General features: G+C 41.0%; 17 protein-coding genes. 11 read left to right on the top strand and 6 right to left on the bottom strand.

From position 1 onward, the window contains the following. Positions 1-48 precede the first annotated feature (48 nt). A complete protein-coding gene (locus ACQKNS_RS21540; protein WP_427645296.1) occupies positions 49-1,968 on the bottom strand; it encodes a heavy metal translocating P-type ATPase in 1,920 nt (639 codons plus the stop codon). Positions 1,969-2,296: 328 nt separating this feature from the next. Further along, positions 2,297-3,463: an MFS transporter gene (locus ACQKNS_RS21535; RefSeq protein ID WP_427645295.1), complete on the bottom strand. Its 1,167-nt coding sequence runs from the start codon at positions 3,461-3,463 to the stop codon at positions 2,297-2,299. Between the two features lie 189 nt (positions 3,464-3,652). Here ACQKNS_RS21535 and cax point away from each other — a divergent pair, with 189 nt between their 5' ends. Then, positions 3,653-4,711 carry a calcium/proton exchanger gene (cax, locus tag ACQKNS_RS21530; protein ID WP_283902696.1) on the top strand — a complete coding sequence of 353 codons (1,059 nt, stop codon included), beginning with the start codon at positions 3,653-3,655 and terminating at the stop codon, positions 4,709-4,711. A 468-nt stretch (positions 4,712-5,179) separates the two neighbouring features. Beyond that, complete coding sequence (locus ACQKNS_RS21525; protein WP_427645294.1) at positions 5,180-5,992, top strand: YfkD family protein; 813 nt, start codon at positions 5,180-5,182, stop codon at positions 5,990-5,992. Between the two features lie 33 nt (positions 5,993-6,025). Here ACQKNS_RS21525 and yfkAB read toward each other — a convergent pair whose 3' ends face one another. After that, positions 6,026-7,147: a radical SAM/CxCxxxxC motif protein YfkAB gene (gene yfkAB, locus ACQKNS_RS21520; RefSeq protein ID WP_427645461.1), complete on the bottom strand. Its 1,122-nt coding sequence runs from the start codon at positions 7,145-7,147 to the stop codon at positions 6,026-6,028. Positions 7,148-7,303: 156 nt separating this feature from the next. Here yfkAB and ACQKNS_RS21515 point away from each other — a divergent pair, with 156 nt between their 5' ends. Together ACQKNS_RS21515 and ACQKNS_RS21510 are read left to right on the top strand one after the other, a co-directional pair. Next, positions 7,304-7,489, top strand: a complete 186-nt coding sequence (locus tag ACQKNS_RS21515) for an SE1561 family protein (RefSeq protein WP_034305661.1) — start codon at positions 7,304-7,306, stop codon at positions 7,487-7,489. 305 nt (positions 7,490-7,794) lie between these two features. Next, positions 7,795-9,363: a fumarate hydratase gene (locus ACQKNS_RS21510; protein WP_427645293.1), complete on the top strand. Its 1,569-nt coding sequence runs from the start codon at positions 7,795-7,797 to the stop codon at positions 9,361-9,363. Between the two features lie 50 nt (positions 9,364-9,413). Here ACQKNS_RS21510 and ACQKNS_RS21505 read toward each other — a convergent pair whose 3' ends face one another. After that, positions 9,414-9,551 (bottom strand): hypothetical protein, encoded by a 138-nt coding sequence (locus ACQKNS_RS21505; RefSeq protein WP_427645292.1) that lies wholly within the window; start codon positions 9,549-9,551, stop codon positions 9,414-9,416. 110 nt (positions 9,552-9,661) lie between these two features. On the opposite strand from ACQKNS_RS21505, the gene ACQKNS_RS21500 reads away from it, so the two are divergent. From ACQKNS_RS21500 to ACQKNS_RS21480, 5 genes are all read left to right on the top strand, one after another. After that, positions 9,662-9,847 carry a hypothetical protein gene (locus tag ACQKNS_RS21500; protein ID WP_427645291.1) on the top strand — a complete coding sequence of 62 codons (186 nt, stop codon included), beginning with the start codon at positions 9,662-9,664 and terminating at the stop codon, positions 9,845-9,847. Positions 9,848-10,044: 197 nt separating this feature from the next. Beyond that, positions 10,045-10,830: a delta-lactam-biosynthetic de-N-acetylase gene (gene pdaA / locus ACQKNS_RS21495; RefSeq protein ID WP_427645290.1), complete on the top strand. Its 786-nt coding sequence runs from the start codon at positions 10,045-10,047 to the stop codon at positions 10,828-10,830. Positions 10,831-10,953: 123 nt separating this feature from the next. Continuing rightward, entirely contained in the window at positions 10,954-11,838 is an 885-nt protein-coding gene (locus ACQKNS_RS21490; protein ID WP_427645289.1) for a DNA-3-methyladenine glycosylase family protein, read from the top strand. Beyond that, positions 11,835-13,220: a 23S rRNA (uracil(1939)-C(5))-methyltransferase RlmD gene (rlmD, locus tag ACQKNS_RS21485; protein ID WP_427645288.1), complete on the top strand. Its 1,386-nt coding sequence runs from the start codon at positions 11,835-11,837 to the stop codon at positions 13,218-13,220. The genes ACQKNS_RS21490 and rlmD overlap by 4 nt, the downstream gene beginning before the upstream one ends. A 116-nt stretch (positions 13,221-13,336) precedes the next feature. Continuing rightward, positions 13,337-13,858 (top strand): DUF1456 family protein, encoded by a 522-nt coding sequence (locus tag ACQKNS_RS21480; protein ID WP_427645287.1) that lies wholly within the window; start codon positions 13,337-13,339, stop codon positions 13,856-13,858. A 169-nt stretch (positions 13,859-14,027) separates the two neighbouring features. Here the strand turns inward: ACQKNS_RS21480 and ACQKNS_RS21475 are convergent, their stop codons facing one another. Together ACQKNS_RS21475 and ACQKNS_RS21470 are read right to left on the bottom strand one after the other, a co-directional pair. After that, positions 14,028-14,927: a 3-hydroxyacyl-CoA dehydrogenase gene (locus ACQKNS_RS21475; RefSeq protein ID WP_427645286.1), complete on the bottom strand. Its 900-nt coding sequence runs from the start codon at positions 14,925-14,927 to the stop codon at positions 14,028-14,030. 527 nt (positions 14,928-15,454) lie between these two features. Further along, a complete protein-coding gene (locus ACQKNS_RS21470; protein ID WP_427645285.1) occupies positions 15,455-15,586 on the bottom strand; it encodes a hypothetical protein in 132 nt (43 codons plus the stop codon). A gap of 376 nt (positions 15,587-15,962) precedes the next feature. Between ACQKNS_RS21470 and ACQKNS_RS21465 the strand changes: the two genes are divergently transcribed. Continuing rightward, on the top strand, positions 15,963-17,153 hold the full coding sequence (locus ACQKNS_RS21465) for a glycine C-acetyltransferase (protein ID WP_427645284.1): 1,191 nt from the start codon (positions 15,963-15,965) through the stop codon (positions 17,151-17,153). A 44-nt stretch (positions 17,154-17,197) separates the two neighbouring features. Next, the gene (locus tag ACQKNS_RS21460; protein ID WP_427645283.1) at positions 17,198-18,157 is read left to right on the top strand and encodes an L-threonine 3-dehydrogenase; all 960 of its coding nucleotides are present in this window, start codon (positions 17,198-17,200) and stop codon (positions 18,155-18,157) included. Positions 18,158-18,485 lie beyond the last annotated feature (328 nt).

Below are 18,485 nucleotides of genomic sequence, written 5' to 3'. Positions count from 1 at the left end.
ATGAAAAGATCATAAAAAAGGGAGCCCTCGAGGGCTCCTTTTTCATGATTAGTTTCTCAAAAGTCTTAAGCTGTTCAGTATAACGAGAATGGTGCTTCCTTCATGGCCGATCACGCCGTATGGAAGGTCCAGAAATTGAAGGAAATTGGATGCTATCAGGATCATGATGACTGAAATTGAAAAGATGACGTTTTGTTTGATGATCCGATTCATCTTCTTGGATAATTTGACTGCTTCCGCAATGCGGGGCAGGTCATTCTTCATCAGAACGACATCTGCCGTCTCCAAGGCAACATCCGTGCCTTCCCCCATGGCAATTCCAACAGACGCTGTTGCAAGTGCAGGTGCATCATTTATGCCATCCCCAACCATCGCTACAGTGCCAAAATGTTCTTTCAGTTTTTTCACTTCAGTCACTTTGGTTTCAGGCAGGCATTCGGCAATATATGCATCAATATGACTCTCCGAAGCGATCGCTTTAGCCGTTTTTTCCCCATCCCCAGTAAGCATGACGGTATGGATGCCCTCATTTTTCAAGGCTTTGATGGCTGTAACGGTTTCTTCACGCACGACATCTTTCAAAGTGAGTATTCCTGCAATTCCTTGATCATCTTTTGCATAAACGATTGTCTTGCCTTGTTCAGCCAATGTCAGAGCAATGCCGTTTTGGAATCGTTCCGCTTCACTGCGACCGACGAAATCAGCCTTTCCGACTTGCCAAAGCACGCCATTGATATAGGCTTGAACCCCATTACCTGAGATATCTTCCATGTTATCCGGTTTAATGATATCCTTTTGCAATTTCGATTTGGCATAACGAACGATCGATGTAGCCAAAGGGTGATTCGAATAATTTTCAACAGATGCAATATGAAATAAGAAATCATCTTCGTTTAAATCTTCACGGATTATGACATCCGTTACTTCTGGTTTTCCTTTTGTCAATGTACCGGTTTTATCTAAAGCGATTGCCTGCAGATTACCTAAATTCTCAAGATGGATGCCCCCTTTAAATAAAATGCCATGTCGGGCTCCATTTGAAATGGCAGAAAGTGTAGCTGGCATGATAGAAGCCACAAGGGCACATGGAGAAGCGACAACGAGCAGGATCATCGCTCTGTAGAATGTCTCGGTCCAGCTCCAGCCTAATAGGAAATGGGGTACGAACATCATTAGGGCGACAACCGTCAATACCACTTTTACATAAGTCCCTTCGAACCGTTCAATGAACAGCTGGGAAGGGGACTTTTCACTTTGTGCGGATTGAACGAGAGTGATTATTTTTTGAAATAATGTTTCACTTGCCGGTTTGGTGATTTCCACAGTAATCGTACCGCGGAGATTAACCGTTCCCGCAAAGACTACATCATCCAAAGATTTACTGACTGGTATGGATTCGCCAGTGATGGCGGCTTCATCGATATTGGTACGGCCGTCCGTGATTTTTCCATCTGAAGGAACTCTCTCTCCTGGTTTCACTAAAATCAAGTCCCCGACATGCAGCTGTGAAACGGATACGGTTTCTTCATATCCGTTCGTGATGCGCAGTGCTTCTTCGGGCTGTAAGTCCATTAGTGCCGAAATTTCTTTATGGCTTTTATTCATCGTGTATGTTTCAAGGGCACCGCTTAAAGCGAAGATGAAAATCAATATGGCACCTTCCGTCCAGTATCCGATGACGGCAGAACCGATTGCCGCAAAAATCATCAGCATCTCAACATTCAGTTCCCGGTCGGCAATCGTATCTTCTATGCCTTCTTTCGCCTTGGCATATCCGCCAATCAAGAAAGAGGCCAAGTATATGACTATGGAAGTGGTTTCCATTCCGTTCTTTGAAAGGGCCCAGCCCAATACTATAAGTAAACCGCTGAATAATGCAGCAATAAGTTCTAGATGAGGTTTGGCTTTTTCCAACCAAGTGGTTTTACATGCAGCCGGTTGGGTTAAATGTTTAGTATCTGTAGTCATAAGACTCCCTCCCACATTCTTCTCTATTTTGTGTAAATGATATGGATTATCATTTATGTTATATATAATTGAGAAAGATAATCAACGTCATTTCTCTGGATAAAATATGAAAGCTGCCACCGTAATTGCGATGACAGCAATGTTTTCAATGGTTTATAAATGTGATGTCCCTTTTGTTATTATTATAGTACCACATATCCTATTCAAAAATAAAGAAGAATGATTCTAATCTAGTAAAAAATATAAAGTATTTCCTAACCAATATTAAGTCTATGGATCATACCGTTCAAATTGAATAATAAAAGTAGCAGTCCAGATAAAAACTATACTACATAACTGAAGCAGGCATTTTTTCCTTAAACAAGGCCAATGATATGAAGACAAGGAAAAGCATGATGCTGATCATATAGAAAAAATTCCCTCCATCAATGTGTTCTATAACCAGGCCGCCAAAGAATGGACCGCCGATGCTGCCGAGACTAAAGAATATACTGCATAATAAATTCCCGGCAGGCAATAGGTTTCTAGGTAAAAGATCTGCCATATAACTGATTCCCAGCGAGAAAGTCGAACCAACCATCATTCCGCCAAACATAAAGCAGATGAATAGGCCAAGTACTGAATGGGAATAAATCCCTGCCAACGTGAATATGGCAAACCCCGATATAAGAATGGTCAGCAAGGTCTTTCTCCGTCCAAAACGGTCACTGACCATCCCCAAGGGAATCTGGGTAAGCAAGGTCCCAGCAGAAAATGCCGGTATGATGATGGAAACAGCGGTTAAATCGATTCCGGAGCGCAGGGCGAATACAGGAAAATTACTATTCAATGAGGCTTCAAGCACGCCAAATGTAAACGGAAGTAAAAAAGCGACCCAGGCTATGCGGCTAACTTTCGTAAACCTTTTGAGTGTGCCAAGGAATGAGGTGCTTTCAGAATCATCCTGTTCAGGAAGCTCATTTCTAATAAGGAAAACAGTGGACCAAGCCAGTAGGCTAAGTATGGATGTGATGATGAAAGGCAAAGACTGATCAATCTCGAGAAGCTTCGTCATCAACGGGCCAACCATGAAGCCAAGACTGAAGAAAAGTCCATAAATGGCAAGATTCCTTCCTCGCTTCGCTATTGGTGAAATGGCTGTGATCCATGTCTGTGTAGCAAAGTGAAGCGTATGATCGCCGATACCGATGAAGAAACGCAGTACGAACCAAAACCAGAATGATTTCCAGACAGGAAATAAGGCAAGTGATACAATGACCGTTATCCCGCCAAATAAGATCAATGGCTTAAAGCCGTATTTACGTAGTGGGGCTTCCATAAAAGGAGAAATCAATAGAATTCCAATATAAAGGGAGGCTGCATGAAACCCGTTTAGGGATGAGCTAATTCCTTCATTTTCAAAAATGATGGCAATGATCGGCAGAAGCATCCCTTGAGAAAACCCGGATATGCCGACAATTAAGATTAAAACGCTTAAAAGCAATTTATTATTCATAAAATCATGTCTCCTAAGAAATGTATACCTTCTTGATGTTACATCTTAGGAAGAGGATTAAGCAATAGAAATTTGGGTAAATATTGTCAAGAAGAGAGGCGATGATAAAATTTTCCTTTGTCATCACCCGAAGATTATGTATGATAGTTTTTGTTACATAAAAAGAACTATAGGATTGTGAGGAGAAGTATCGTGAATAAAATATTTTTGGGGCTTGTCCTGTTAGGCGTGCCTTTATCTGTCATTGGGTCATTATTGCATTGGCCGAGTGTAATCATGTTCATAGTATATTGCTTAACAATCGTGGCGCTTGCAGGCTTCATGGGCCGGGCAACTGAAAGCTTAGCGATCGTTATGGGACCAAGGATTGGCGGTCTCTTGAATGCAACCTTTGGTAATGCAGTGGAATTGATCATATCCATCTTTTCATTGAAGGCGGGGCTAGTGGGAGTCGTGCTGGCGTCTTTGACTGGTTCCGTTCTAGGAAATTTATTGTTGGTGGCAGGACTTTCATTTTTTGTCGGAGGGACTAAATACAAACGGCAGAAGTTTAATGTATTCGATGCGAGGCATAATGCAGGTCTATTGATTTTTGCAGTGATTGTTGCCTTCGTCATACCGGAAGTATTCACACAAAACATGGGTGAATCAAGTACGATGTCGTTAAGCGTCGGAATTTCCATTATATTGATCTTATTATATCTTGCTGCATTATTCTTTAAATTGGTTACTCACCGCGGGGTATATCAGCATACAGAGAAACTTGAGGAACATGAAGAGGAAGTACCGGAGTGGAGCAGGAAAAAGGCAATTATCATACTTGCTGCCGCTACATTGGCTGTTGCTTACGTCTCGGAAAAACTTGTTCATACGTTCAGCGAGGTGGGGGAAGCCTTCGGATGGTCGGAGTTATTCATCGGTGTCATTATCGTAGCGATCGTCGGTAACGCGGCAGAGCATGCTTCCGCCGTCATAATGGCCTATAAAAATAAAATGGATGTCGCTGTGGAGATTGCCGTTGGATCCACGCTTCAAGTAGCGATGTTCGTTGCTCCAGTACTCGTATTGATTTCGTTAATGTATCCAACGAGTATGCCGCTTGTTTTCACAATGCCTGAACTGATATCAATGGTTACAGCAGTCTTTCTGGTGATCATGATTTCTAATGACGGCGAAACGAACTGGTTTGAAGGCCTTACCTTATTGGCCGCTTACTTCATTATGGGAATTGGATTTTACTTATTATAAGAAGGAGGCCTTCCGATGTGGGGGGTCTTTTTTTTATAAAATTAGAAAATAAAAATGACTCTGCTCAGGTTAGATTTAGCAGAGTCATTTCTATGTTAGTAAATTACCATTCATAAGTTATTCCAAAATTTTTCATCATGCTTTTGTAAAAGTTGAGAAAATATTCTAGAGTGTCACACCATCCTTTTACATCAGATTTAAGTATAGGCGAATTCGTTTTCTGTCATCCTTTAAAAGGGTGTCATGGATTGTTCGATAAGCATACCTCCTGAAGGTTTAATAGGTATGAACGATTTCGCCTCCTTTTTATAATGTAAGATAAGTATAACTGATTTGAAGAGAAAAGTAAATATTCTGAACTTTACAAATTTATTACAAAGTTGAAATCTGAATGAAATGTATAGAATGTTGGCTAAAAACAAAATCTATACTTACTATGATTGAACCCCTCAAAAGGAGTGCGACAGCATGAAAAGAACTTTTATTATTATGATGATTGCCCTAATTGCCTTCATTCAGGCGAATGTAAGTTTTGCAGCTGATATACCGGAAGTCAAAGCAAATCCGAATAAGGTGAATATCCCACCTTCAGTTCTGAATATTGCAAAGGAGAATACGTATCCGAACCCGACCCAGGATCTTCCGATGCTGCAGCCGAGTAATCTTGCCAAACAATTGATCGATTCGGCGGATATCAAGATTGAAAACCCAGAACTCATACAAATGTTGAATGAATCCGCAATTGCAAAAGCCCCGCTTGCTTTTGGATACAGGGCGACGATTTACCTTGGCCATTGGGCCTTGAATTATGAGTCTTCGGAAACGGCACCAAACTGGGAATACCAAAAGATCAATACGAATTACTATGATAATCGCGGCGGTGAAGTTCCCTATAGGATCCGTTATGTCCAGGAAAGTCAGAAGGCAGTGAGTGGCGGTCTGACAGCAAAAATTCCTAAGGCTGAGGATGTTCAAAAGATGATGTTGCTAAAAGCCACTGAAAAAACGAATTTGCCATTGGCTTTTGAAACGATCATTGGAGCTGGTACGAAAAAAGATCAAGTATACAATGTTGCTTCAAATAGGATTGGTTACTTATCCAGTTTTGCTTCCGCCGTCAATGAAAAAGGCAAGGTGACATATGGGGAAGTATATTTGAACCTAAAAGGAAATAAAAGAACCATTACGATAAAGAACATCACATCACAAGGCATCGGTGCATGGATACCGGTTCAGGACCATGTTTCCTTCAGTTTTACAGTCTCGCAGCAACCAAGGTAAATTGAAAAACTCGCCGGATTGGCGAGTTTTTCTTCATATGGTTGACTTCCTGATCCTGAAGTCCTCCTTCGGGTAGTAGGCATTTTTGACGAGAACATTCGGGCCTAGACATTTGACTGCCGGGCAGTGACAGTTCAATTCATTGGCAAGTTTCGAATTCATCCATGTGTCATAGGAATCGGTCAAGGGCTGGTCTTGGATATTCCCTAATGTAGGCGCGTCCCCGAAATCGGTCACGATCACTTCCCCGGTGAAAATATTGATATTCAACCTGGAACGTCCATCAGGGTCATTCCGTACAGTCACTTTATGTGAACCATAAAGGCGTTGAAGCAGCTTTATATCCTCTTTATTGTTATTGCAAGGATAAAATGGAAGGGTACCGAAAAGCATCCAAACATTTTCATCACGGATATCAAGCAAATGATGAATCGCTTCACGCATTTTATCCAATGATAAAGTTTCAAGTGCCGAAGCGAAGTCGCTTGGATACATCGGATGTATTTCATGCCTTTGGCATCCCATTTCATCGACGATCTGTCTGTGAATATGCTCAAGATGGGGCAATGTCCGTTTATTAAGCATCGTTTCTGCAGATACAAGCACACCAGCTTTTGTCAGGGCACGGGAATTTTCAATCATTTTATCGAATAGTTTTTTTCGCTGTTCCCGAGATGGTTTTCGGTCCATCATGGCAAAGCCGATATCAATGAATTCATCGATCGTTCCCCAATTATGGGAAATGTGCAGCACATCCAAATAAGGAATGATTTCCTCATACCGTTCCAAGTCAAGGGTCAAATTGGAATTGATTTGTGTCCTTACTCCGCGGCTCCTGGCATATTTCAATAGAGGCAAAACATAATTCTTCACTTGTTTTCTTGAAAGCATCGGTTCCCCGCCAGTGATGCTGAGCGAGCGAAGCAAAGGGATCTCATCAAGGCGCTGAATCAGTAATTCCAGAGGCAGGGCATCCGGGTCCTTGGGCTGAAGAGTGTAACCGACGGCACAATGCTCACAACGCATATTGCAAAGGGTGGTGGTGGTGAACTCAACGTTGGTGAGGCTGAGTTTTCCATATTGTTCAACGTCCATATATGCTTCCCAAGGATCATACTTGGGTGTAATTGGTGTTAAAAGATCTTGCTTGATTATTGACATATTTAAGACTCCTTACGTAATAATGCACTAACCCATTATGAACAATGGGAACAAAAATTGTCAAATGGCGGAGAGCTGCATTTATAGCTTGCCATTGCACTTTCAAGCAGATTTCGTTACGATGAAAGAAGAACGGAAGGAGAGTGCCTCATGGGAAAATCCATTACAGGTAAAAACGAACAATTAACATACTTAAAAGAACGCCTCACGATGTTCATGGAAGTTCTTGATCATATCGAACCGGAAAATACGGAGTTGGAAGATATAGACCGTTTAATCGGCATGATAGATGATTTGGAAGGCAAAGTGGAACAATTCAAAACCAGGGAAGACTAATATCTGTTTCGATAGTATGATTTTTTCAATGTTAATATTCATGAAGGGATGACGGGAAACCTGCGTCATCCCTTTTTAATATCAAATCTTCTTGGAAATGATTGGTGATGAAATTTGTTTTATGGGCTATTTAAGACGCTTTGATCCTTCACTCCAAATTGCTGTTCATTAAGAAAAATAATTACTTGTTTTCGAAAGATTATGTTAGAGGTATAATAAAACGGGTGTTGAATCATTCGCTATTTATAGAGAAGCAGGGAAATGATTAAATCTAATCTAGGGGAAATAAGAGGGGGAAGAGAAATTTGGATATTCAAAAATTCCAAGAAAGTATGTACAGTCTTATCGTTGAAACTTCAACGAATCTTCCAAAGGATGTTCGTCGTGCGGTCAAAAGTGCAAAACAACGTGAAAATGCAGGTACTCGTTCTGCATTAAGCTTGGCCACCATCACGAATAATATTACAATGGCTGACGACAATGTATCACCGATTTGTCAGGATACTGGTCTGCCGACTTTCAAAATAAAAACTCCAGTTGGCGTGAACCAACTTGAAATAAAAAAAGCAATCCGAAATGCGATCATTTTAGCGACCAAAGGCGGAAAACTTCGTCCAAACGCAGTTGACTCCATATCGGGTGAAAATAGCGGGGATAACCTTGGGGAAGGTCTTCCTGTCATTAAATTCGATCAATGGGAAAAAGACTATATTGATGTTCGCCTTATCTTAAAAGGCGGCGGATGTGAAAATAAAAACATTCAATACAGCCTGCCTATGGAACTTGAAGGATTGGGCAAAGCGGGCCGTGATTTGGACGGAATCCGTAAATGTGTACTTCACTCTGTCTACCAAGCACAAGGACAAGGCTGCAGTGCGGGCTTCATCGGCGTTGGTATCGGAGGGGACCGCTCATCCGGATATGATCTGGCTAAGGCTCAACTTTTCCGCAGTAATGAAGATGTGAACCCGAATGAAGACCTTCGCAAACTTGAAGAATACATCATGAAAACAGCTAATGAATTGGGAATCGGCACGATGGGCTTTGGCGGCGAAACTACGCTGCTTGGATGTAAAATCGGTGTCATGCACCGTATTCCGGCAAGCTTTTTCGTATCCGTTGCTTACAACTGCTGGGCGTTCCGCCGTTTAGGAGTGAAAGTCAATCCTGAAACAGGTGAAATCAATGAGTGGTTGTATCAAGAAGGCGAGAAAATCGACTTTGCTTTAGAAGCAGAAAAAGCAGCGAAGGAAGAAGTGGCAGCCGCTGCTGAACCGGACGTTAAAGCTTCCCGTGAAATCACCTTGCAAGCACCAATCACGGAAGAACAAATCCGTGAATTAAAAGTTGGTGACGTAGTTCATATTAACGGCAGAATGTATACAGGCCGTGACGCCATCCACAAACATTTATCTGAAAACCCTGCACCAATCGACCTGGATGGACAAATCATCTATCATTGTGGTCCAGTTATGCTGAAGGATGAAGAAGGTAAATGGCATGTGAAGGCAGCGGGACCAACAACAAGTATTCGTGAAGAGCCATACCAAGGCGATATCATGAAACGCTTCGGCATCCGTGCAGTTATCGGTAAAGGCGGAATGGGACCCAAAACACTAGAGGCACTAAGTGAACATGGCGGCGTTTATCTAAATGCTATCGGCGGGGCTGCTCAATATTATGCAGACTGCATCAAATCCGTCGAAGGTGTTAACTTCACCGAATTTGGTATTCCAGAAGCGATGTGGCACCTGAATGTTGAAGGATTTACTGCGGTAGTTACCATGGATTCACATGGAAACAGCCTGCATAAAGATGTTCAGCAATCTTCATTGGAAAAATTGGCACAATTCAAAGAACCAGTATTTAAATAATTTTATGGAAAAAAGACGCTCACCAAACGGTTGAGCGTCTTTTGCATATTTTACTCTTCGATTTCCGGCAGTGGATCGATCCTTGATGCATCCTCTAAATTCAATCCACTTTTCACAAAATGAATAAACACTCCGCCACCTAAACCAAGACAACCAACAAAGCCTAATGTGATGACCCATTCCAGCATTTCATCCCCCCTTGCTAAATGTATATGAAAAAAAAGGCGATAATTAACTCAAAAAAGTACAATCTTTTAGAACGGTCGCACATACATTAGAAGAGAAAGGGGGGATTTTCATGCAGAACAACTACATCTTATTCTTTATCGCCATGTTATCTGGTTTTGCTTTCATCAAACTTCCTGTGGCAAATACGATTTTCTCCGGTCTTGAAACATTCCTTGACGTAGTCGGAATTGTAATCGTTCTCATTTTCGCTATCGCCATTATTTGGAAGGCGGCACAAGCGTTATTTAAAGGATAAACAAAGCAAGGAGGGCCAATCCTTTTCGGGGGATAGGCCTTTTTTTACGTGGATTAAGGTTTTGCGGGGGATACTTTAATAATTCGGCCCATTGCCCGAAATTTGGATCCTGGGCGTAGTGAATCCGACATTAACTATCATGCATATAAATCTCCATGTTCCAAACAATAAGAAAAAAGGATATGGGGGATATTCCAATGAAAAAAATGGTGATTTTATCCGCTTTTATATGCTTGATATGCTCTTTGGCAAGTCCGGCTTTTGCCGAATCCTATAACTGGGGTTTCAATAAAGGAAAAAATGGGACACCTGCAGATGCCGGTAAAAAATTCAATGAAATGCTGCCTGAATATGAAGCCATTTATAAAGGGGATACAAGGAAAAAAGTCGTTTATTTAACGTTTGATAACGGTTATGAAAATGGGTATACGGCCCAGATTTTAGATGTACTGAAGAAACACGGTGCTCCTGGAGCTTTTTTTGTCACGGGTCATTATTTAAAGACTGCACCTGAGCTTGTTGTCCGTATGGCTAATGAGGGGCATATCGTAGGAAACCATTCATGGAACCATCCAGATATGACCAGCGTGACGGACGATGTGATACGCAGGGAGCTTGAGCGGGTAAAAAATGCAACCGAAAAGTTAACGGGGCAAAAAGGAATGAATTACTTACGGCCGCCTCGAGGGGTATTTAATGAGAGAACAATGAGGATTGCAAAAAAAGAAGGGTATTACCATATCTTCTGGTCACTGGCATATAAAGACTGGATTGTTGATCAACAAAAGGGTGCCGCGTTCGCACACGATGAAGTGCTTAGGCAGATTCATCCCGGCGCGATTTTATTACTGCATACTGTATCGAAGGATAATGCGGAAGCATTGGACTCGATTCTGACGGATCTTGAAAAACAAGGGTACACTTTCAGTAGCCTTGATGATTTAATGATTGAGAAACAGTTGCCGAACCGAATGCTATATTAAAAATGAGAAGCGGGTCCTGTAGTGATAATCCAGGTCCCGCTTTTATCCATTCTCTTCAATTTCAAGTAATATTTCTGGAAACATGCTATAATACGTGGAAAACTGCTAAAGGATGGATCGCTTGTGTGGACAGAAAAATTACAGGTTCAAGGACCCTATAATTTCGATCTAGTTCTCGAACGATTATCGTTAGACCCACTTCAGGTAGTTGATTTTACTAACAGGACGGTAAAAGTTCCGCTATATATAGAAAAAGAACCAATCGTTTTGCAGGTTCAGGCAATAGGAAATATCGATGAACCATCTTTCATCATCAAAGGTCAATCAGAGGTATACAAGTCAAAAGCAATCGAACGGTTAAAAAAGGTTTTTCATTGGCATCAGCCATTAGAAGGCGTTTCCCGTCATTTCCGGGAATCAGATTTAAGGGAAATCTTCGAAGAGCACCGCGGTACTGCCATAGTCTTGGACTTCGATTACTACAGTTGCCTCGTCAAATGCATCATACATCAGCAATTGAACTTATCCTTTGCCCATACGCTCACGGAACGATTCGTTAAAACCTTCGGCTACCAGATGGAAGGTGCCTGGTTTTATCCGACACCGGAAACAACAGCCCAACTTCAAATCGAACAATTAAGAGCCATTCAATTCAGTGGCAGGAAAGCCGAATACGTCATCGGACTTTCCGAGCAGATCATTCAAGGCCATCTCACCCTTGATAGAATGGATAAGCTATCCGATCAAGAGGTTATGGATACACTAATAAAAATACGCGGTATCGGTAGATGGACGGCTGAAAACTTCCTGCTTTTTGGACTTGGCCGGCCGAACCTATTTCCTAAAGCCGATATTGGCATTCAAAATGCCTTGAAAATATTATATGGCTTACCGCAAAAGCCAACCCAAGAAGAAATGGAGTCCTATAGTGTGAAATGGGCCCCATATTTAAGCTACGCTTCCCTCTATTTGTGGAGAAGCATTGAAAAACGGAGTGAAAAGAAATGACAAACATTCAAGATACAAAACTGGAAGTGAATCAAACCCTTCCCCTTACGATTAAACGGCTTGGCATTAACGGGGAGGGAGTCGGTTATTTCAAAAAGAAAGTCGTCTTCGTCCCAGGTGCATTGCCAGGTGAAGAAATTGTAGCTTTGGTCACAAAGGTTCAGCCAAACTTCACCGAGGCGAAAATAAAAACCATCCGTAAAGAATCGCCGCATCGCATTGCAGCGCCATGTCCGGTTTACGCTGAATGCGGCGGATGTCAGTTACAGCATTTAAGCTATGCCCAGCAGCTTATTGAAAAACGCGATATCGTCATTCAAGCGATGGAACGCCATTCAAAATTCCCAGTTTCTTCATTAAATGTAAAAGAAACGATCGGCATGGAAGATCCATGGAATTACCGCAATAAAAGTCAGTACCAAGTAGGCCAAAAAGATGGCAAATTGATTGCTGGCCTTTACGGCTTGAATTCCCACACACTGATCGATATCCCGAATTGCCTTGTACAGCATAAGGCGACAAATAAGGTGACGCGTACAGTGAAAAAGATACTAAAGAACCTGAATATCTCGGTTTATAACGAAAGAAAAAGAAAAGGTGTTATCCGTACGGTCATTACACGGGTAGGCTTTGAAACAGGTGAAGTACAGGTTGTCCTCGTTACAGGTGCGGAGGAAATTCCACAAAAAGATCAGTTGCTTAAACAAATTCGTGACCAGCTGCCAGAAGTGAAATCGGTCGTTCAAAACATCAACAACCGGAACACATCACTTATTTTTGGCGAAAAAACGATTCACCTGGCAGGCGAAAAAGTCATCAACGAAACATTGGGTGACCTATCATATGAACTATCAGCCCGTACATTCTTCCAGCTTAACCCGGTCCAAACTGTTCGCTTATATGATGAAGTGAAAAAAGCGGCAGCCTTGACCGGCACGGAAAAAGTGGTTGACGCTTATTGCGGTGTTGGGACCATTGGCCTTTGGCTGTCCGAAAATGCCAAAGAAGTCAGAGGAATGGACGTCATTAAAGAATCCATTGAGGACGCCAAGAAAAATGCCAAAAAACATAAACGCAATAATGTATACTATGAAACAGGTAAAGCCGAGAATATCCTTCCACGCTGGACCAAAGAGGGCTGGAAACCGGATGTACTGGTCGTCGATCCCCCAAGATCCGGCTGTGATCAATCATTACTGCAGACAATCTTGAAAGTTAAACCAAAAACCATTGTGTACGTATCATGCAACCCGTCCACATTGGCGAAGGACTTACAAGAATTGGGTTCTTCTTATCGCGTGGAGACCATGCAGCCTGTGGACATGTTCCCGCAGACGAGCCATGTTGAAGTAGTAACCTCATTGAAGCTGATTAAAGAATAAGCAGAGTGATCCGGGAATCTGTAATAGGTTCTCGGATTTTAATCTGCGTTTATTTCCATCCATTTGTGAAATAATGAAAGTACTGTGCAATCGATAAATACATAGGAGGATTTTGGATGCATAATCATGATATATTAATTCGATTAAGATATGCGCTTGATATTAAGAATAAAGATATGGTGGAAATATTTAAACTCGGGGATATTGAAGTGACAAGAGAAGAAGTCATGCAGATGCTCACAAAACCAAAAGATGATTATTATGATGAATATGATGATGATATGGATGAAGTTGAAGATGGGGTAATATGCAATAACATGATGTTAGAGTCCTTCTTAAATGGTTTGATCATTTTTAAAAGAGGGAGACAAGAGCCAAAACCTGGTCAGCCTCAAAGTCAGGCACCGGCTGTAAAGAATAAGGAAAGTATGAATAATATCCTTCTGAAGAAACTGAAAATAGCATTGACCTTAACCAGCGAGGATATGATTGATATCTTAGACGAAGCAGGTGTCATGATTACTAAAGGGGAATTAAGCGCCATATTAAGAAAAGTGGGTCATAGGAATTATAAAGAGTGCGGGGATCGATACGCCAGGAATTTCCTAAAAGGATTAACTTTGAGATATAGGGGATAAGCGTTCAGTAACAGTTTTTATCATCATTAAAATTAGGCTTTGATTTCGTGAAAAGCACTTTTCCGATTTCATGGTCTTTTTTTTTCGGATGAACGTTAATGAAGACATTGGAAAATGCTGAACCGATAAAAAAACTGAAGGCACCCTTAAGGCACCTCCTGCACATCCATTACCCTCTTAAAAAGTCTGGCTTTGCGAAATTGGGGCTGGGGTATTTATAGAAGCCTTCTCCGGCTTCTCTACCGATTTTCCCTTTATCGATATACTCTGTTTTCAATAGGTTAGCCAGCTTTTCAACCATTGGATCACCTGTCGCTTTCGCTTTTGCAAGTGAAATATTATAAGCGGTATTGATTCCTACCACGTCTAATATGGCGAAAGGGCCAAGAGGCGCTCCAGTTGCGACCATCCACGTTTTATCGATGGTTTCCGTATCTGCCACTCCTTTTAATAAGAGCATTTGGGCAGCATCCAAAAGGGGAACCAATAAGGAATTCAAAATATAGCCTGGCTGCTCTTTATGTAAAGGCAGAGGAACCATTCCAATCGCTTTTGCAAAATCAATCACTTCATCGAACACTTCACTATCCGTTCCGGGATGTTTCATGATTTCTGCCGTATTGTTTTTCCAGATTTCATTAGCGAAGTGTAACGCCAGGAATTTTTTTGGACGGCCTGTTGCTTCGGCAAATTGGCTTGGTAATAATGTAGAAGAGTTCGTGGCGAAAATTGTTTTATCAGGAGCAACTTTTCCTAACTCCGTGTAAAAATCCGTTTTGATTTGAACCACTTCCGGAATCGCTTCGATCACAAGGTCAGCTTCGGCTACTGCCACAGATAAATCACTGTGGAAAGAAATGCGGGCATAAGCAGTATGGAGATCTTCCTCCGTTGAGCCCATGTCTTCTTTATAGTATGGCTTCAAATTATCGATCCTATTTTTTGCACGTTCCAATGCATCATCATTGATGTCATATACAGATACGTTGAATCCTTTGAAGGCGGTTTGAAATGCGATCTGGCTTCCTAAAACGCCGCTGCCGGCAATCGTGATATTTTTATAATTCACAGCCATTCTCCTTTATTTATTTGAATATCTCTTCTTGTTAATTATTTCACGTAACTTGAAAATAGATGCGGGAATTTGCTAGATATATGTTATTTTCCCTTTATGAAATCTGATAAAAGTATGTTAAGAAAGTAACAACCTTTTTCAGATGCAGGACATTCTTCATTACATTTGCTTTTACTTTGCATAGCTTGTATGAAAGGGAAGTTGCCTATTGCATTTCACCCGAAACGGACCATTGAGCTGTTAAAGGGTGAATAAGAGGTACGACCGCTTGGCTGTTACATTGTAGAAAATCAGAGGTGTGGATAAAGGAAGAGGGAAATAGAAAAAATCCACGTTTTTCAAAGTTTCCTCTTCCTCCTGATCATGCGCATAACTTTTTTGTTTTTTGATCAACTTGCACTTGAGCGTAGCTTCAATATCCTGAGCTGGTCAGCAGCAGCTCACTATTGTTGTATTTGACTTAAGCGTCCGTTAGTACAATGTAAAACAGGCAAAAAAGAGGATGATTAAATCCCCTTAGTTTACATGTCTTCATTTGTTTGTTCATCAGGTTTTTGGACGATTTCTTTTAATTCCCCAATGTCACCTTTTGCATTGATAATCTCAAAAATCTCATTTAGGCCTTCTGAGGTTTTTTCATCTTCTGTTTTCACTATATCCCTCCTTATTTGTGGTTATTTGTTAATGTCTCCGAAAAACGGAATAAAAAACATCGTTCACATTGAAAATTGATGATGATATTCTCTTCGTATTTCCGTTGATATACATGCATTTTAGGCGGATGCTTATTGTAAAACTACAAAAATTCCGATTTTTTTGTCCGCGCAATATGGACAACACGAAAATTATCTATTATTATGATTGTTATAACTCCTAGTATAAAGGGGTTTTAGTTGATTTAGTGTGTGTTTTTGGGGAAGACACATGTATTTTTAGAAAAAAGGAAATAAATACAATATTTTTGAAATAGGGTAAAACAATATAAAAAATCCTGCATTTATTCCAACCATCAATGAGGGGGTATATTAAATGTCAAGTGAAGTATTAAATCAATTTTTGAAAGAAAATTTGGAAGATTTAAAAGAAAAGGGACTATACAACGTTATTGATCCGGTGGAAGGTCCAAACGGTCCGGTAATCACCATTGCAGGCAGGGAGTTAATTAATTTATCATCAAATAACTATTTAGGTTTAGCAACAGATCGACGATTAATAGATGCTTGCATAGAAGCGACGAAAACATATGGTGTCGGGGCCGGTGCCGTTCGTACGATTAACGGAACCTTGGATATTCACGTCAAATTAGAAGAAAAGCTTGCAGAATTTAAACATACAGAAGCCGCCATTGCTTATCAATCTGGATTTAACTGTAATATGGCAGCGATTTCAGGAGTGATGGATAAACACGATGCCATTCTTTCAGATGAACTGAACCATGCTTCAATCATTGATGGATGCCGATTATCCAAGGCGAAAATCATTCCTTTCATCCATTCCGACATGGACGATTTACGGACAAAAGCGCGTCAAGCAAAGGAATCCGGCTTGTATAACAAAGTCATGATCATTACCGATGGAGTTTTCTCGATGGACGGGGATATTGCCAAGCTTCCAGAAATTGTAGAGATTGCAGAAGAGTTTGACTTAATTACTTATGTTGATGATGCACATGGATCGGGTGTATTGGGTAATGGTGCAGGAACGGTAAAACATTTTGGGTTATCGGATAAAGTGGATTTCCAAATTGGAACATTATCCAAAGCCATTGGTGTTGTTGGAGGCTATGTAGCAGGAAAGAAAGATTTGATTGATTGGTTAAAAGTGAGAAGCCGTCCATTTTTATTTTCAACGGCTGCTACACCGGGAGCAGTTGCGGCTAGTATAGAAGCCATCGATATTTTGATGAATAGCTCAGAACTTCAAAATAAGCTGTGGGAAAACAGCGATTACTTGAAAAAAGGCCTAAAAGAATTAGGATTTGATATCGGGGAGAGCGAAACGCCGATTACGCCTTGCATCATAGGGGATGAAACAAAAACGCAGCAATTCAGCAAGAGGCTGAATGAAGAAGGTGTGTATGCTAAATCCATCGTATTCCCTACCGTTCCAAAGGGTACAGGAAGAGTGCGGAATATGCCGACTGCTGCTCATACAAAAGAGATGCTGGACCGTGCAATTGCCATTTATGAAAAAGTAGGAAAAGAGATGTCGATCATATAAGAGATTGCTTGTTTCAGAGTTTAAAACATAGGGAGGGATTTTTGATGAAAAAGGTCTTAGTAACGGGGGCTTTAGGTCAAATTGGTTCAGAACTGACGCTGAAAATGAGAGAGGTCTATGGAGCTGACAATATCATTGCAACAGATATCCGGAAAACGGACAGCGATGTTGCCCAATCAGGTCCATTCGAGATTTTAGATGTCACAGATGAAAAAGCGATGTTTAACATGGCAAAAAAACATGAAGTGGATACAATTATACATTTAGCCGCATTATTGTCAGCAACGGCTGAAAAGAAACCACTTTTAGCTTGGCATTTAAACATGGGCGGATTGGTCAATGCTTTGGAATCGGCACGGGAACTTGATTGCCAATTATTCACACCTAGTTCGATTGGTGCATTTGGTCCAACAACTCCTAAAGATTGGACACCGCAAGACATCATTCAACGACCGAATACGATGTACGGAGTGAATAAAGTATCCGGAGAGTTATTATGTGATTATTATCATCATAAATTTGGGGTTGATACGAGGGGGCTTCGATTCCCGGGATTGATTTCGTATGTGACGCCTCCTGGCGGTGGAACTACCGACTATGCAGTTGAAATTTACTATGAAGCCATTAAAAACAAGCGATATACCTCATACATTGACAAGGGAACGTATATGGACATGATGTATATGCCTGATGCTTTAGCCGCCATCATTAATCTGATGGAGGCAGATGCCTCAAAATTAAAACATCGCAATTCTTTCAATGTGTCGGCCATGAGCTTTGATCCGGAGCAAATTGCAGCCGAGATTAAAAGGCATATTCCGGAATTTGTCATGAATTATGAGGTCGATCCTGTAAGACAATCCATTGCCGATAGTTGGCCAAATACTATAGATTCAACTTGTGCAAAGGAAGAGTGGGGATTCAAGGCGGAATATGATTTAGAGAAAATGACGAATGATATGTTGTTGAAGCTGAGATTGAAGTCCCTTTTAGTAACAGCATGAATGAACCTGACAGCCGAATAAAAGAGTTGCAATACTCTTTTATTCGGGTTACTTTATACAGAGGAATTTTAACGTTTAAGTAGTGGGCTGTTATAAACGATAAAAAGTAAGCGCTTTCTATGACACCTTGAACAGAATTAAGAGATACCATGAAATTTGATAGTAATCTTTCTGACTGTCAGGAATGCTTAAGAGTGAAGGATGATTTTATGAGGCAGCTTTTAGAAAGATTAAAAAAAGTGGAGCCTGCTATATCATTTCTATACTAAATAGGGAGTGTATTAAGCATCTTGCATTAAATTTCGACTATTAGTAGTGTAGGGGGAAA

Origin of the sequence: Peribacillus sp. NPDC094092, from assembly GCF_050279365.1 — a bacterium.
GTDB lineage: Bacteria > Bacillota > Bacilli > Bacillales > DSM-1321 > Peribacillus.
Note: the sequence above shows the minus strand (reverse complement) of the source record. Positions and strands in the feature narration are given on the sequence as shown.

Excerpts from the sequence above, each read along its gene's own strand:
- ACQKNS_RS21540 (WP_427645296.1), bottom strand. The coding sequence starts at position 1,968 with ATGACTACAGATACTAAACATTTAACCCAACCGGCTGCATGTAAAACC.
- ACQKNS_RS21535 (WP_427645295.1), bottom strand. The coding sequence starts at position 3,463 with ATGAATAATAAATTGCTTTTAAGCGTTTTAATCTTAATTGTCGGCATA.
- ACQKNS_RS21525 (WP_427645294.1), top strand. The coding sequence starts at position 5,180 with ATGAAAAGAACTTTTATTATTATGATGATTGCCCTAATTGCCTTCATT.
- ACQKNS_RS21515 (WP_034305661.1), top strand. The coding sequence starts at position 7,304 with ATGGGAAAATCCATTACAGGTAAAAACGAACAATTAACATACTTAAAA.
- ACQKNS_RS21505 (WP_427645292.1), bottom strand. The coding sequence starts at position 9,551 with ATGCTGGAATGGGTCATCACATTAGGCTTTGTTGGTTGTCTTGGTTTA.
- ACQKNS_RS21500 (WP_427645291.1), top strand. The coding sequence starts at position 9,662 with ATGCAGAACAACTACATCTTATTCTTTATCGCCATGTTATCTGGTTTT.
- pdaA (WP_427645290.1), top strand. The coding sequence starts at position 10,045 with ATGAAAAAAATGGTGATTTTATCCGCTTTTATATGCTTGATATGCTCT.
- rlmD (WP_427645288.1), top strand. The coding sequence starts at position 11,835 with ATGACAAACATTCAAGATACAAAACTGGAAGTGAATCAAACCCTTCCC.
- ACQKNS_RS21480 (WP_427645287.1), top strand. The coding sequence starts at position 13,337 with ATGCATAATCATGATATATTAATTCGATTAAGATATGCGCTTGATATT.
- ACQKNS_RS21465 (WP_427645284.1), top strand. The coding sequence starts at position 15,963 with ATGTCAAGTGAAGTATTAAATCAATTTTTGAAAGAAAATTTGGAAGAT.
- ACQKNS_RS21460 (WP_427645283.1), top strand. The coding sequence starts at position 17,198 with ATGAAAAAGGTCTTAGTAACGGGGGCTTTAGGTCAAATTGGTTCAGAA.